We start from the raw sequence: 14,548 nt of genomic DNA, 5'->3' as shown, positions 1-14,548 counted from the left end.
TCAGGCCTCCGCCGTCGTAGCCGGCGGCTCGGCTGCCGCACCGGGTGTCATGACCGCGGCATCGGCTGCCGCACCGGGTGCCATGACCGCGGCATCGGCTGCCGCTGTCTCGGCAGCCTTTTTGGCCGCCGCCTCGCGCTTGCGCTTGGCCATCGCCTCGCGCTTGGCCTGCTTGATCGCCTCCATCCGGGCGGTGCGCTGCGCGGCCAGCCGCTTGGTCTCGGTCATCTTCTGCTTGGCCCGCCCCCGCGCGGCCATCTCGCCCTTGGCATAGTTGAAGTACTGCACCAGCGGGATATGGGCCGGGCAGACATAGGCGCAGGATCCGCAGCCGATGCAGTCCATCAGGCCGAGGCTCACGGCACCGTCCAGATCGCCTGCCCGCGTGTGGGCGGCCATGTCGAGCGGGACCAGTCCGCAGGGACAGGCCTGTACGCAGGTCGCGCAGCGGATACAGGGCATGGGCTCGTGCCGCGCCACCTCGGCCGTCGTGAGCGCCAACACGCCGTTGCTGCCCTTCACCATGGGGACGCGCGTGCTCGGCAGCGGTTGGCCCATCATGGGTCCGCCGCTGATCAGCTGTGCCGGCTGCTGGGCGAATCCACCGCAATGCTCGAGCAGATCCTGCACACGCGCTCCGAGAGGCACGCGCAGGTTACCCGGGCGCGAGACAGCACCGCCGCTGACGGTCACCACGCGCGAGACCAGCGGCCGACCCAAGCGCAGCGCCTCGTGGACCGCGAAGGCGGTGGCGCCGTTGTGCACGACCACGCCGATGTCGGCGGTCAGTCCGCGCGCCGGGGTCTCGCGACCGGTCAGGGCCTGCACCAGATGTTTCTCGGACCCCATCGGATACCGCGTCGGCAGACGGGCGATGCGGATCCGCGGATCCATCGAGGCGGCCAGCGCCATCGCGGCCTGCGCCTCCGGCTTGTTGTTCTCGATGGCGACGATGATCCGGTCGACCCCCAAGGCGTGCGCCATGATGCGGATCCCGTCGATGACCTCCTCGGCTTGCTCGCGCATGAGCCGATCGTCGCAGGTCAGATAGGGCTCGCATTCAGCCCCGTTGATCACCAGGGTGTGCAGACGGTAGCGGGTACGCAGATTGAGTTTCACCGCGGACGGGAAGGTCGCCCCGCCCATCCCGACGATGCCGGCCGCCGCGACCCGCGCAGCGATCTCCTCGGGCGCGAGTGCAAAGGGATCGGGAACACCTTGAATCTCGTCGGACCAACGATCCTCGCCGTCGGGCTTCAGGGTCACGGTCCGTACCGAGAGCCCCGAGGCATGATGCGCCGGGTAGCTGCCGACCCCCATCACCCGACCCGAGGTCGGCGCGTGAACCGGCGCCGAGATGGCGCCCTGGCTGAGTGCAAGCAACTCGCCCTTGGCCACCTGCTGACCACGCTGCACGGCCGGCTTGGCAGGCGCGCCGATGTGCTGTTGCAGTGGAATATGCAACAGCGCCGGCATCGGCAGATTCTCGATCGCCTGACCGGCCGCGAGGTGCTTGTTGTCATGCGGATGCACGCCGCCGCGGATCTTGAAGAGTTTCATAGTCGGGCCTTTCTTACCTCTGCGTCACGATCTTTAGGGCGTTGCGCGGGAGTGCTTCCTGCCTCCGGCCTCCTGCCTCCTGCCTCCTGCCTCCTGCCTTCGACTAAACCGAAGCTGGCGGCTGGCGGCTGGCGGCTGGCAGTCGAACGGCTCACCCGGCCAGCCTCATGCCGCCAGCGCGCTCGGCTTCGTCCAATACCAGGTCTGTAGGGTCGGCGTGACCGGACGCATCTCGATGCATTCGGTCGGGCAGACGTCGAAGCACAGCTCGCAGCCGGTACAGGCATCGGCGAAGACGCTGTGGATCATGTTGTTGGCCCCCATGATCGCGTCGGTCGGGCAGCGCTTGAAGCACTTGCAGCAGCCGATGCAGAGGTTCTCGTGGATGTGCGCGATCGCCGGCGCCTTGTCGGCAACGCCGGACAGGTCGACACTGACCCCGAGCACACCCGCGAGCTCCTCCGCCAGCGCGCGTCCGCCAGGCGGACAGATGGTTACGGGGGCTGCACCCGAGGCGATCGCGTCCGCCGCCGGCGTACATCCGGGGTAACCGCATTGACCGCACTGGGAGCCGGGCAGCAGCTCGACGACCCGCTCGGCGAGTGGATTGCCCTCGACCTTCAGGTAGCGCGCGGCGAGGCCAAGGAGCCAGCCCAAGATCAAACCGAGAGTCGTAAGGCTGAAGATCGCGGCAATCATCGTAGTGTGTCTCGATTAAGAATCCGTCATGCCGATGGCGGCCGGCTACGCGGCCAGGGAGCTGCCGGTCCGATGCCTTCCGAAACCCGACCCGAACCCTGTGGGCATCCGTCTCGAACAGCGTCGTGGCCGAGCAGCGAGCCGCATCCATCGATTTTTCATCCTCCGGAACGCGTCCTGCGACGGCCATTGACCGCACAAAAGATCAAGCGCGTCTTCGATCCTTGCCTGTCGCGCCGGTCGCGTTCCGGAGTTTCACGCCAGCCCGGCAAAGCCCATGAAGGCCAGCGACAAGAGCCCGGCAGCGATAAACGCGATCGGCGTTCCGCTGAAGGCCGCCGGGACCTGGGCCAGCGCCAGTCGCTCGCGCATGCCGGCGAAGAGCAACATCACCAAGGTGAACCCGAGCGCCGAGCCGAATCCGTAGAGAACGCTTTGGAGGAATCCGTGCTCCTCTTGAACATTCAACAGGGCCACGCCCAGTACGGCGCAGTTGGTGGTGATCAGCGGGAGGAAGATCCCCAGCACCTGATAGAGCGCGGGCGAGAGCTTGCGCACGGCCATCTCGGTAAACTGCACGACCGCAGCGATCACCAGGATGAAGGTCAGGATGCGCAGGAAGCCGATATCCAGCGGCTGGAGCACAAACCATTCGAGCAGCCAGCTCGCGACCGCGGCCAAGGTCAGCACGAAGGTGGTGGCCAATCCCATCCCCAAGGCGGAGTCGAGCTTGTTCGACACGCCCATGAAGGGGCAGAGCCCCAGGAACTTGACCAGCACGACGTTGTTGACCAACGCGGTGCCGAGAATCAGCATCACATACTCGCCCATACGGTGAACGCCCTTGCGTCGCGACCTTGATGTCACGGCATCAGCAAATGCGGTGCCAGCTGCCGAATGGGACGCGCGTACCGGGCCGATCCACGATCGCTCCAGGAGCTGCCGGACACTGAAATATCGTCTCATCATCAATGGATTGACGTCCCCGGGAAGGCGGGTGGAACGGAACAGTCGACATCCCGCAGGCGCGGCCGGCGTCCTCCCGGGCGTGATACCTTCGAAGCCGGGCTGTCGCGGTGACAACAGAAATCCCGGTTGCAGTCGCATGGAAATGTCGTAAAACTGACAGGGGTATCGACAGAGGCGAAGGCGCGGCACCGCCGAGAATGCTGCGCCGTCCGAGCAGACCCGGGATCGTCCCTCTAGAGCGGCCCGCATCTGTCGGCGATGGCATCGCAATTGCTGTAGAATTTCCTTACGAACAGGATTCAGGAGAGCGCCGTGCCGGTCCGAGAAGCCCCGGGCACCGTCCAGCAGGTCGTCATCAACGCGCTCGGCGAGTTTTTAGCCTCGCCGCCCGACGGGACCCCGATCGAGGTTGTCGAGGCGCTGACGCTCATGGGGGGTAATGCGCTGGATCCGCTGCCTCCTCGACTCTTCTTCGAAGCGGTCGAGCAGTCGCCCGTGGCCATCTCCATCACGGACCACAAGGCGGCGATCCTCTACGCGAATCATGCCTTCGAAACCTTGACGGGATACAGCCGCGAGGAGGTCCTGGGACAGAACGAGTCGATCCTCTCGAGCAACGCGACGCCGCTGAGCGTCTATCAGCAGCTGTGGCGAACCATCCAACGCAAAGAGACCTGGACCGGCACCCTGGTGAACCGCACGAAGGCGGGCCTCGACTATCTGGCGGAGCTGATCATCTCCCCGGTTCTGGATCGCGACGGGGATCTTCAGTACTTCCTCGGGATGCATCGCGACGCGACCAAGGTCCACGAGCTCGAGGGGGCGCTGCGTCAACAGAAGGCCCGCATCGAGACCGTCCTGGATGCGGCCCCGGTGATCGTCGTCCTGCTCGACAGCAAGGGCCGGATCATCCTGGACAATCAGGAATACAAAAAGCTGCTCGGGGATCTGCGCGGCAAAGAACCGGCCGATGTCCTTCGCGCGGCGGTCAGCGAGCAGCTCGGCGTGGATGCCTTTGCGGCCTGTTTGGAGGGGCGCGGCTTCAAGGATGTCGAGGTCGCCATCGAGATCCCCGGTTCAATGGGACCACGCTGGTTCGCCTGCTCCGGGACACCGGTCGAGGAGAGCGACGCCAGCGCCCGGACCTATTTCGGTCGCCAGGTCCCCGGTGACCGGCGCCTGTTGCTGCTCGCAAGCGAGGTCACCGCACGGCGGCGCGAGATCGAGCGCGCCCATCTGGAAAACCTGCGCGCCCGACTCGCCGAGCAACAGCTGATGCACGGGATGCGCGAGGCACTCGCTGCGGCCATCTATCAGATTCAGGTGCCGCTCAACGTCATCAACGCCGCTGCGGCCATGGTGCGCGGCGGTGCCGGCAACGTCGACACCCTCGCCGGGATGCTCGACCAGATCAGCGTCTCCGGCGCCAAAGCACTCGCGACCCTGACCTCGGCACTGCCCGAGGAGCCGCGCGAGGCCGGGGTCATGGTCAACGTCAACGAACTCCTGCGCCAGGTCCTGGAGCTGGAGACCGACCGCCTCTTGGCCACCGGAATCGTGGTCGACTGGCGCCCGGCGCATGTTCTACCCGAGCTGCCTGGCCACAAGAACCAGCTACGCGCCTTGTTCAAGCACCTGATCGACAATGCCATTCAGGCACTCTGCGAGACCAACCGCGCGCACCGCGAGCTGCGCCTGACCACCCGCCGGGTCGACGAGGCCGTTGAGGTCGAGATCGAAGACAACGGCGCGGGGATCCCGGCCGAAGACCGCTATAAGGTCTTCGAGCCCTTCTACATCGGTTGGCGCAACCGTCGCGGCAAGGCCGGTATGGGTCTCGCGCTCAGTCAAGAGATCGTCAACGCCCACGGAGGCAGTATCGAGGTCGACCCGACGATGACCGATGGCTGCCGCATTCGCCTGTCACTGACCGCCGTCCCCGACGACGACTGAGCTTGCACGAACCCTCATGAATGCCGACTATCCCGTCCCCGGCAGCGCCGAGCAGGCCTGCCGGTTGGATCTGCTCGAATCCCAACTGGGCGCACTCTTCGAGGTGAGCTCGGTGCTCAGCCGTTCGCTCGATCTGCGCCAGACCCTGAGCGAGGTGCTCGGCGTCCTGCACGAGCGCGGGCGCCTTCAACACGGGATGGTCAGTCTGCTGAGCGAGGATCGCGGCGAACTCTTGATCCGCGCGCTTCACACCGACGACCCCCACGCGACCGACCGCATCGCCTATCAGCCCGGCGAGGGCGTGATCGGCAGCATCCTCTCCCGGAATCGGCCCTGGATCGTGCCGCGCATCGGCGACGAGCCACGCTTCCTCGATCGACTCAGTCTCTACGATCCGGACCTGCCCTTCATCGGTGTCCCGATCCGACTCGGCGAAGGCGGTGCGATCGGGGTCTTTGCGGCCCAGCCTCCCGTAGCCGACGGGCTGCTCGAGGAGCGTGCACGTTTTCTGGAGATGGTCGCCAATCTGATCGGCCAAGCGGTGCGTCTGGCCCGCAGCGTCGAGGCCGAGCAACAAGCCTTGCGCGAGGAGCGCGACAAGCTCCGCCGCGAGGTCAAAGGCACTCACGGATTCGACAGCATCATCGGACACACGGACACCATGCGCCTGGTCTTCGATCAGGTGCGCCAAGTCGCGAAGTGGAATACGACCGTCCTGATTCGGGGCGAATCGGGCACCGGCAAGGAGTTGATCGCCAACGCCATCCATTACAACTCGCCGCGCGCCCGTGCCGCCTTCGTCAAGCTCAACTGCGCGGCCTTGCCCGACAATCTGCTGGAATCCGAGCTGTTCGGGCATGAGAAGGGCGCCTTCACCGGCGCGATCAGCCAGCGCAAGGGTCGGTTCGAGCAGGCCGACGGCGGCACCCTCTTTCTCGACGAGATCGGCGAGATCACGCCTGCCTTTCAGGCGAAACTGCTGCGCGTGTTGCAGGAGGGCGAGTTCGAACGGGTCGGCGGCGGTCGCACCCTCAAGGTCGATGTCCGCGTCATCGCCGCGACCAATCGCGACCTCGAGGCCGAGGTACGTGCCGGCGAATTCCGCGAGGATCTCTATTATCGCTTGAATGTCATGCCCATACGCATGCCCGCGCTGCGCGAGCGCATCGAGGACATCCCGGACCTCGCCCGCTTTCTCGTGGAGAAGGTCTCGCGGATGCAGGGACGCGAGCTCTCGATCACCGACAGCGCCCTGCGCATCCTGATGCGACACGACTGGCCCGGCAACGTCCGCGAGCTCGAGAACTGCATGGAGCGCGCCGCGGTCATGAGCGAACAGGGGGTCATCGATCGCGCCGTGATCGAGCTGACGGGTCTGAACGTGGCCGCACTCGCGAGCGAGCCGCTCCCGGCCACGCCTGCGAAGATCTCCACGATCGACTTCAACGACCCCGACATCGACGAGCGCGAGCGGGTGATCGCCGCGTTGGAAGAGGCCGGCTGGGTCCAGGCCAAGGCCGCACGACTGCTCAACATGACGCCGCGTCAGATCGCTTACCGGATCCAGACGCTCAATATCAAGATGCGGCAATTTTAAACCGCGTCCAGAGCGAGATGCTCATCTTCGAGTGAGTTCGACGTTTGCCGCACCCACATCCCTTTGTGGAGACGCGATTTAAAATACTATATTTTTTAATATCTTAAACCGCGCCAACTCCAACGATCGTCAAGTCTGCCGAGGCCGATCCCATCCAGAAGCATCGCATACCGCACTGAGCGCGGTTTAAGCCCGCACCACGCGGATGTGTCTGCCCTGCGGGCTGCGCGTCTCGACGCTGCCCGTGCGCTCGGCGATCGGCGGTTGGCCGGCGCGGCGGTCGAAGATCACGAGCCAGCCGGCGTCGAGCCCGAGACCGGCGAGATACCCATCCAACTGCACCAACCCCTCGGCCAACGGATCGGGCGCACCGTCGCGCCAGACCTTCAGCTCGATGCCGAGCGTGACCGCTCCGTAACGCAGGCACAGATCCATCCGGCCTGAACCGATTGCATATTCGCGTTCCAACGTGCCCTCGCCGTTGGCCACGCGATGCAGAAAGGCCATGAGAACCAGATGCGGGGCGATCTCATGGTAGGCGGCGCTGCCCAAGAGAGGTTGGCCGTGTTGGCGCCAGAAGACCAGGAAGGCGCTCAGGAGACGGTCGGCGTTCAGGCTGGCGTCCGGATTCAGCCAGGTCGGGGCGATCTGCGGCAGGGACGCCTGAGGTGTGAAGGTCAAAATTCGGGGCAGGACCTCGCGGTAAATCGGATTGGCGATCGTCAGGCCCCGACCCGGCGCCATCCGGCAGAGACCGAGATCGATGAGGTATTGGATGTCGTCCTCGGGCACCTCGCCCAAGGCGGTCCCGGCCAACATCGGCTCGATGACCCGGCGCACACGCGGCTCGCGCAGCTTGTCGGCCAGCTGATCCAGATGCGTGACCCGGCGCAGGATAAGGTTCTCCTTGGCCTGCTCGATCATCTCCAACCCGATCGGGCGGCTGCGGTCACGGCCCTCGGGCATCTCGAAACAGGTCTCGTAGGCCAGCGCGTTGACCAGCCAGGGTTGGCCTTGGGTCAGAGTCCACACCCGATCCAATGTCTCGGGCGCGAAGACTTGGCCGGTCTCGGCGGTGTGCTCCTGCAACAGCGCCCTGACCTCCGCGGCATTGAAATCGCCCAAGCGCAGCGACTTGGCCTTGATGTTGATGTTGAACGCACTGCCGCCGGTGATCGGCGCCTCGGAGCTGGAATGGATGCGATAGTCGCGCAGATCCCGCACCCCGCAGAGGATCACGGTCTGCGGAAAACCCGTGGGGCGCTGGGAATAGCCCGCACGCAACTGGCGCAGCAGCGAGATGAGCGTGTCGCCGACCAGCGCATCCACCTCGTCCAGAAGCAGGACGGTCGGCCGCGGCGACTGCGCGCACCAGCGGGCGAGAAACTGACCCAGCGCGACCGTAGCCGACTGCTCGGCGAGCACCTCGCGCGCCAGAGCTTGTGGCGCGGAGTCGCCGAGCCAGAAGTGTGCGCTGTTCGCCAGCGTCTGCACGATGCCCGTCATCGCCAATTCCACATTCTCGCGCGCGGGCTGCGCCGTCTCGATATTGGCGTAGAGCGCCAGATAACGCCCTTCCCGATTCAGATACTCCATCAGCGCCAGCAGACAGGTCGTCTTGCCGGTCTGCCGAGGGGCATGCAGGAGGAAGTATTTCTCCTGATCGATGAGCGTAAGCACCTGCGCCAGATCCCACCGCTCCAGCGGCGGAAGGAAATAATGCTTGTCTTGCTTGATCGGGCCTTCGGTGTTGAAGAAACGCATGGAAACAACTCCGGGGCTGTCGCGGCGGACCGAGCGTCAAATTACCATATGCGTTCGGAAGGGCATGCTGCCGACACGCGAAGGTGACGGCGTCTCGTCACGCCAGGTGGCCCCGTCGAATGCGGCACCATCGTCAGTGTGCAGGAGCTGAACCGCGGACAGAACTTAAAGGTCCCGCAAGTTCCGGGCGAACTGGGTAGCCCGGCACCCGGGCCGGCAGAAGCACAGGATTGAGCCGGGATCAGGTGACTGTTCGGCCATCGAGCTGGAGGAGCACATCCATCAGGCGCTCCGCGAAGCCTCGTGGTTGATTCTGTGCCGATTTCACACTATCGTTATCGACAACACGGCCCCTCTCGGTCGAGCCGCTCCGGCGGGGAGATCGCTGAGGGGTTTTTTGTTTCCTCTCAGTTTTTCAGTCGATAGAAGTCAGCTTTCCGGCATCCTGAAGTTTTTCACCAGGCATCTTCCCAGTCCGCTGGTGCACCCAACCCTCGCAGATCGATCCCAAGGCGGGACAACTCCGGAAACTCCCGCAGATGCCGTCGCAGTCGCGTAGGCCAGGTCGACCGCGGATTGACCGTTGCCAGTAGAAAAATCGTCAGCGTTCGTCCACCATCCGGTGTGCCTGCCATCTATTCGCTCAGAGTGACTCGGTCACGTCGAGCCACGGCCTACCGGGATGGCGAGTTCATGCGTCTGTTGACGATTGCACCGGACCACGACCGAACCGACGGCAAGAAATGACGCCCATGCGTCAGCGGCGTGGTCCCGCGCAGGCCACGGCGTTCGGGTCCCGGCCGATGCCGGCGGGGTAACCACGCACCGGGACGAGCGCGTCGTAATCGGATTCGAAGCCGGCATGAAGCAGGGCCTCGCGCAGCGGTGACTCAAGCGACGGGAGACCGTCGATCTGTTGGATGGCAAGGCGCTTGCGCCCACGCTGCGGGACGCGATGCAGGGCCGCGAGCGCAAGGGCCAATTCGCCGCCTTCTTCGCTGATCGAGCCGGGAAACCGCGTCAATTGGCGCCCGCCCGAGCCGAGATAGAGCACCGGCTTGCCGGCGACTAGGATCAGGTAGGCGCCGTTGATGCGTTTAGGTGGCGGACCGCCGGCGTGGTCGGGCCAAGGCAGGAGCGCACCGAAGGGATTGGCCGGGTCGATCGCGGCGAGGATCCGGACCGCGTCAGCGCCGAAACCCTCGATCGGGATCTCCTCGATCCGGGCGCTGCGCAGTCGATCGATCGCGCCGTTCAGGGCGAACTGCGCACCGGATAGCCCCTCGACGAAATAACCCCGGCGGACCTGTCCGCCCTCTTCCATCTGTTTGAAGACCCGATAGAGCGGCCCGAAGCCTCCCGGGATGCCCTCGGCCTGCACCGCCTCGCGGCTGACCACGCCGTAGCGTTCGAGCAGGATCCGGGCGCGGGCGAGCAGGCGCTCGGTGTCGCTCGCATCGCATCGCAGATCGGCCACGCGTGACCAGCGCCCGCCAGCCAAGGTGACGCCGCGACCGCGCTTGGGTGCGCGTGTCCCGCCGAGCGCACGCAGGGGCGCGAAGGTGTCGTTGGTGATCTCGCCGGCCCAGACCAAATCCCAGAGTGCGGACTCGAAGGCGTCCTTGCCGAGCTTGAGCCCGGCACGTTCGAGGGCCTGCATCAGCTCCATGAGGAAGGAGGCCCCGCGTGTGCGCAGGTGGTCGAGCAGGATCCGGCGGACGTCGGGAGCGTCCGCGGCGGTATCGCGCGTTGCCGTATCCACGACCGCATCCGAGGAAGCACTTGGCCGATCCGAGTGACTCGGTTCGCTATCGACGACACCCAGATCGGGGCTACCGCGCCGATAGAGCGCGACCCGCCCGTCCTTCGGGCCTGCCGCTCCGCGTCCGACCCAGACGATCTGTCCGGTAGCGGCGAGCATGTCCAGATCCTCCGAACGGTAACCAGACACCCGGGCCGGCAGGAGCACGCGATCGAGCTGGGACCAGGTCACGTTCAGTCCCTCCAGTTGAAGCAGCGCCTCCATCAGGCGATCCGGTCCCTTGATCTCCTCGCCGATCCCATGCCAGGCGGGCAGGAACCGACCCAGGGTCGCCGCATCGACCGGGGCGACTGCATCGCGCGCCTTGGCCAGGGTGCGGCGGCGCAAGCGGCGCAGAACCTCGGGGTCGCACCACTCGGGCTCGCTGCCGAGCGGTCGGATCTCGCCGCGGATCAACTCCTCGCGCGTCTCCAGAAGACGCAGGACGGGTTCGAGCTGGGTCGCCCTCAGACCGTAGCGTGCGGCCGGGTCGCGTGTCGGAAAGGGGCCGTGCGTGCGTGCATAGCGGTGCAGCAGATGCTCCAACGGCGCATCCGCGGAGACCAGGAAGGCATCGGGCAGACCGGGCGGCGGGACCAGACCTAAGGCGTCGCGATAGAGACCGGCATCCTCGGCCGCGATCCAACGGGGTCCGTCCATGAACCGCAGCGCGACCGCCCGGCGCTGCTCGGCCAAGGTCGCGAGCCAGGGCGCGGGATCGCCCTCTGTGCGCTCCTCCAGCTCCGCAGACGAGAGATCGCCGAGCCTGCGCAGCAGGTCATGCAGCTCGTCGGCATCCCGCGCCTTGCGGCCCTCGGCCGTGTGTTGAAGCTCCCGTTCCAGATCATCGAGCACCGCCGGATCGATCAGCTCGCGCAGCTCCGCCTGACCCAGCAGCTCGGCGAGGAGACCGCGATCCAGCGTGAGTGCTTGGGCACGGCGCTCGGCGAGTGGGGCGTCCTGTTCGTAGATGTAGGCGGCCACGTAGGCGAAGACCAGCGAGCGCGCGAAGGGCGAAGCGCTGCGGGTCTCGACCTCGTGGACGCGGATCGAGCGGTTGCGGATCCCGGTCAAGACGTCCTTGAGACCGGCGAGGTCGAAGACATCGCCGAGCGCCTGTCGATAGGTCTCGAGCACGATCGGAAAGGCCGGATAGCGGCGCACCACCGCGAGCAGATTCTGCGCCTTGAGCCGTTGCGCCCAGAGCGGTTGGCGGCCCTTCGCCGAGCGGCGGGGCAGGAGCAGCGCGCGGGCGGCGTTCTCGCGGAAGAGCGAGGCGAAGAGCGCGGTGTCGGCGAGCTGCTCGGTGGCCCGGTCGTCCAGCTCCTCGGGTGCGGGCAGGAGGTCAGTCAGCTCCGGCAGCGTCTCGCCGTCCGCGAGGCGCAAGACGATGCCGTCGTCGGTGTACATCATCTGGATCTCGAAGCCCTCGCGGCGCCCCAGATGCCATTGCAGGGCCATGGCCCAGGGGGCGTGGATGCGCGCGCCGAACGGGGTGAGGATGCAGATGCGCCAGTCGCCCAGTTCGTCGCGGAAGCGCTCGATGAGGATGGTGCGGTCGCTCGGCACCTGGCCGGTCGCGGTGCGCTGATCCAGGATGTAGGCCGCCAGGTTCGCCGCCGCAAGTGCATCCAGCGGCGTTTGCTCCCGAATCCAGTCGGCGGCACGCTCCGCCGGGATGGCCGCGACCGCTCGCGTGAAGGCGCCGACCGCCCGTCCCAGCTCCACCGGCCGCCCCGGACCGTCGCCGCGCCAGAAGGGCAACCTGCCGGGCTCGCCCGGTGCCGGCGAGACCAGCACCCGGTCGCGCGTGATGGCCTCGACCCGCCAGGTCGAGGCGCCGAGCAGGACGCAGTCGCCCGCCTTGGTCTCGAAGACCATCTCCTCGTCCAACTCGCCGATCCGCGGCCCTTCCTCGCCGAGATGCACCGCATAGTTGCCGCGATCCGGGATGGTGCCGGCGTTCAGGCGGGTGATCATGGCGGTGCCCTTGCGCACGCCGAGCGTATCCGCGGTCCTGTCCCACACCAGAAGAGGCTTGAGGTCGGCGAAATCGCTCGACGGATAGCGGCCCGAGAGCATATCCAGCACCGCCTCCAGTGCGGAGCGCGACAGCTCGCGATAGGGACCGGCACGGGTCGCCAGACGATGGATGTCGGCAACCGAACGCTCGGTCTCGACACAGTGGGCGGCGATCTGCTGGGCCAGCACGTCCAGTGCGTTGCGCGGCATCCGGAAGGGCTCCAGCTCGCCTGCGAGCATCCGCGCCCCGATCACCGCGCATTCCAGAAGATCGCCCCGGAACTTGGGGAAGATGCGCCCGGTGCTGACCTGCCCGACCCCGTGCCCTGCACGTCCGACACGCTGCAGGCCGCGCGCCACCGAGCCGGGCGACTCGACCAGCAGGACCTGATCGACACCGCCCATGTCGATGCCCATCTCAAGCGAGCTGGTGGCGACGATGGCCTTGAGGTCGCCGCGCTTGAGCCCTTCCTCGATCTGGGTGCGCTGCTCGAGACTGACGCTGCCGTGGTGGGCGCGGACCAGCTCGGGACGGTCCGCCTTGGCCAAAACGTCCGGGGCTGAGTCCGAATCCGGGTCCGCCTCGGCCAGCTCGTTCAAGCGCTGGCAGAGCCGCTCGCAGAACCCGCGGCTGTTGACGAAGACGATGGTCGAGCGATGCGCGCGGATCTCGGCGAGGATCGCCGGATGGATGGCCGACCACAGTCCTTTCTCGGCGGGGGCCTGAGGCTTCGCTTGGCGATACAGCTCGCCGAGGATAGATCCGCCTTCCGGCTGAAGCATGAGGGTCTCGGGCGGGCGCTCCATGTCGGGCACCGGCACCTGAACGCGCAGATCGAGATTCGGCGGCGCGGCGGCGTCGACGATCTCGACCGGCCGGTCGCCCCCGAGATAGAGCGCGGCCTCGGCCAGCGGGCGCACGGTGGCCGAGAGCCCGATGCGTTGAGGATCGCTTGTGCAGCGCTCGGCCAGGCGCTCCAGGGAGAGGGCGAGATGCGCACCCCGCTTGGTCGGCGCGAGCGCGTGCACCTCGTCGATAATGAGTGTATGAACCCGTGTGAGGTTGGCCGCAGCCTTGGAGCCGAGCAGCAGGTACAGGGACTCGGGCGTGGTCACCAGGATCTCGGGCGGATCCTTAATCTGCTGCTGCCGCTCCTTCGCCGGGGTGTCGCCGGTGCGGATGCCGACCCGCGGCAGACGCACCAGCACGCCCGTCGCCTCCGCCGCGCGCGCAATCCCGGCGAGCGGGGCGCGCAGGTTGCGCTCGATGTCGTAGACCAGGGCCTTGAGCGGCGAGACGTAGAGGACTTGGATCCCGGCGGGAGCGGCCTTGGAATCGGTGATCGGCCCGCCCTGCATCAGCCGATCGATCGCCCAGAGAAAGGCCGCCAAGGTCTTGCCGCTGCCGGTCGGGGCCGTGATCAGGGCATGCCGGCCCGAGGCGATGACGGCCCAGCCCCGGATCTGAACCTCGGTCGGTGCATCGAAGTTCTGCGCGAACCAGCGGCGGGTGGCGGGGCTGAATATATCCATGCCCGACACATGGGGGGGATGGGTCCGGTCTTCGAGCTGCCGACCATGGCAAGGGCAAGGTCATGCGCGATGCCCGATCGACTCGCAGTCGGACTAAACCGCGTCCAGAGCGAAATGCGTCATTTTCACGCTGTGTTCAGCGTCGGGGGCTTCCTCGATCTCGGCGCGACGCGGTTTAAAATTTAATCTTTATTAATATTTTAAATCGCGCCGGCTCCGACAGTCGTCGGAGCCGGCGCGGCCAAGCCATTCCAACAAACAACGCATACCGCACCGGGCGCGGTTTAGAATACCTGCGAGGCATGCAACGCGACGGTCGTCGAATCCGGCGGATTCCCGGTCAGGGCGCTTCGCATTCCGCTCTGGAGAAGGATACCGATGAGGAGATTTAAACCGCGTCCAGAGCGAGATGCTCACTTTCGAGTGAGTTCGAGGTTTGGTGCATCCACGGCCCTTAGCGGGGACGCGGTTTAAGATCATATATTTTTTAATCTCTTAAACCGCGCCGTCTCCAGCGATCGTCAAAACTGCCGGAGCCGATCCCATCCACAAACATCGCATACGGCGTGGGGCGCGGTTTAAACCGCACCAGCTCCAACAATCGTCAAGTCTGCCGGGGCCGATCCCTTCCAAAAACATCACATGCCGCG

General features: G+C 66.1%; 7 protein-coding genes. 2 read left to right on the top strand and 5 right to left on the bottom strand.

What is annotated here, in order from left to right:
* From rsxC to rsxA, 3 genes are all read right to left on the bottom strand, one after another.
* Entirely contained in the window at positions 1-1,560 is a 1,560-nt protein-coding gene (gene rsxC, locus BDD21_RS08420; RefSeq protein ID WP_120796780.1) for an electron transport complex subunit RsxC, read from the bottom strand.
* A 165-nt stretch (positions 1,561-1,725) separates the two neighbouring features.
* Positions 1,726-2,259, bottom strand: coding sequence for an electron transport complex subunit RsxB (gene rsxB, locus BDD21_RS08415; RefSeq protein WP_120796779.1), 534 nt, complete (start codon positions 2,257-2,259; stop codon positions 1,726-1,728).
* A 255-nt stretch (positions 2,260-2,514) separates the two neighbouring features.
* Entirely contained in the window at positions 2,515-3,090 is a 576-nt protein-coding gene (gene rsxA / locus BDD21_RS08410; protein WP_120796778.1) for an electron transport complex subunit RsxA, read from the bottom strand.
* 450 nt (positions 3,091-3,540) lie between these two features.
* On the opposite strand from rsxA, the gene nifL reads away from it, so the two are divergent.
* Positions 3,541-5,181 (top strand): nitrogen fixation negative regulator NifL, encoded by a 1,641-nt coding sequence (nifL, locus tag BDD21_RS08405; RefSeq protein WP_120796777.1) that lies wholly within the window; start codon positions 3,541-3,543, stop codon positions 5,179-5,181.
* A 16-nt stretch (positions 5,182-5,197) separates the two neighbouring features.
* Positions 5,198-6,778 carry a nif-specific transcriptional activator NifA gene (nifA, locus tag BDD21_RS08400; RefSeq protein ID WP_120796776.1) on the top strand — a complete coding sequence of 527 codons (1,581 nt, stop codon included), beginning with the start codon at positions 5,198-5,200 and terminating at the stop codon, positions 6,776-6,778.
* Between the two features lie 186 nt (positions 6,779-6,964).
* Here nifA and BDD21_RS08395 read toward each other — a convergent pair whose 3' ends face one another.
* Both BDD21_RS08395 and BDD21_RS08390 read right to left on the bottom strand, forming a co-directional pair.
* Positions 6,965-8,542, bottom strand: a complete 1,578-nt coding sequence (locus BDD21_RS08395; protein WP_120796775.1) for an ATP-binding protein — start codon at positions 8,540-8,542, stop codon at positions 6,965-6,967.
* 757 nt (positions 8,543-9,299) lie between these two features.
* Positions 9,300-13,898: a DNA glycosylase AlkZ-like family protein gene (locus BDD21_RS08390; RefSeq protein WP_120796774.1), complete on the bottom strand. Its 4,599-nt coding sequence runs from the start codon at positions 13,896-13,898 to the stop codon at positions 9,300-9,302.
* Positions 13,899-14,548: the final 650 nt, after the last annotated feature.

Origin of the sequence: Thiocapsa rosea (genome assembly GCF_003634315.1) — a bacterium.
GTDB lineage: Bacteria > Pseudomonadota > Gammaproteobacteria > Chromatiales > Chromatiaceae > Thiocapsa > Thiocapsa rosea.
This window is presented reverse-complemented; position numbering and strand designations above follow the sequence as displayed.

Coding starts and splice junctions, on each gene's coding strand:
- rsxC (WP_120796780.1), bottom strand. CDS start 1,560: ATGAAACTCTTCAAGATCCGCGGCGGCGTGCATCCGCATGACAACAAG.
- rsxB (WP_120796779.1), bottom strand. CDS start 2,259: ATGATTGCCGCGATCTTCAGCCTTACGACTCTCGGTTTGATCTTGGGC.
- rsxA (WP_120796778.1), bottom strand. CDS start 3,090: ATGGGCGAGTATGTGATGCTGATTCTCGGCACCGCGTTGGTCAACAAC.
- nifA (WP_120796776.1), top strand. CDS start 5,198: ATGAATGCCGACTATCCCGTCCCCGGCAGCGCCGAGCAGGCCTGCCGG.
- BDD21_RS08395 (WP_120796775.1), bottom strand. CDS start 8,542: ATGCGTTTCTTCAACACCGAAGGCCCGATCAAGCAAGACAAGCATTAT.
- BDD21_RS08390 (WP_120796774.1), bottom strand. CDS start 13,898: ATGGATATATTCAGCCCCGCCACCCGCCGCTGGTTCGCGCAGAACTTC.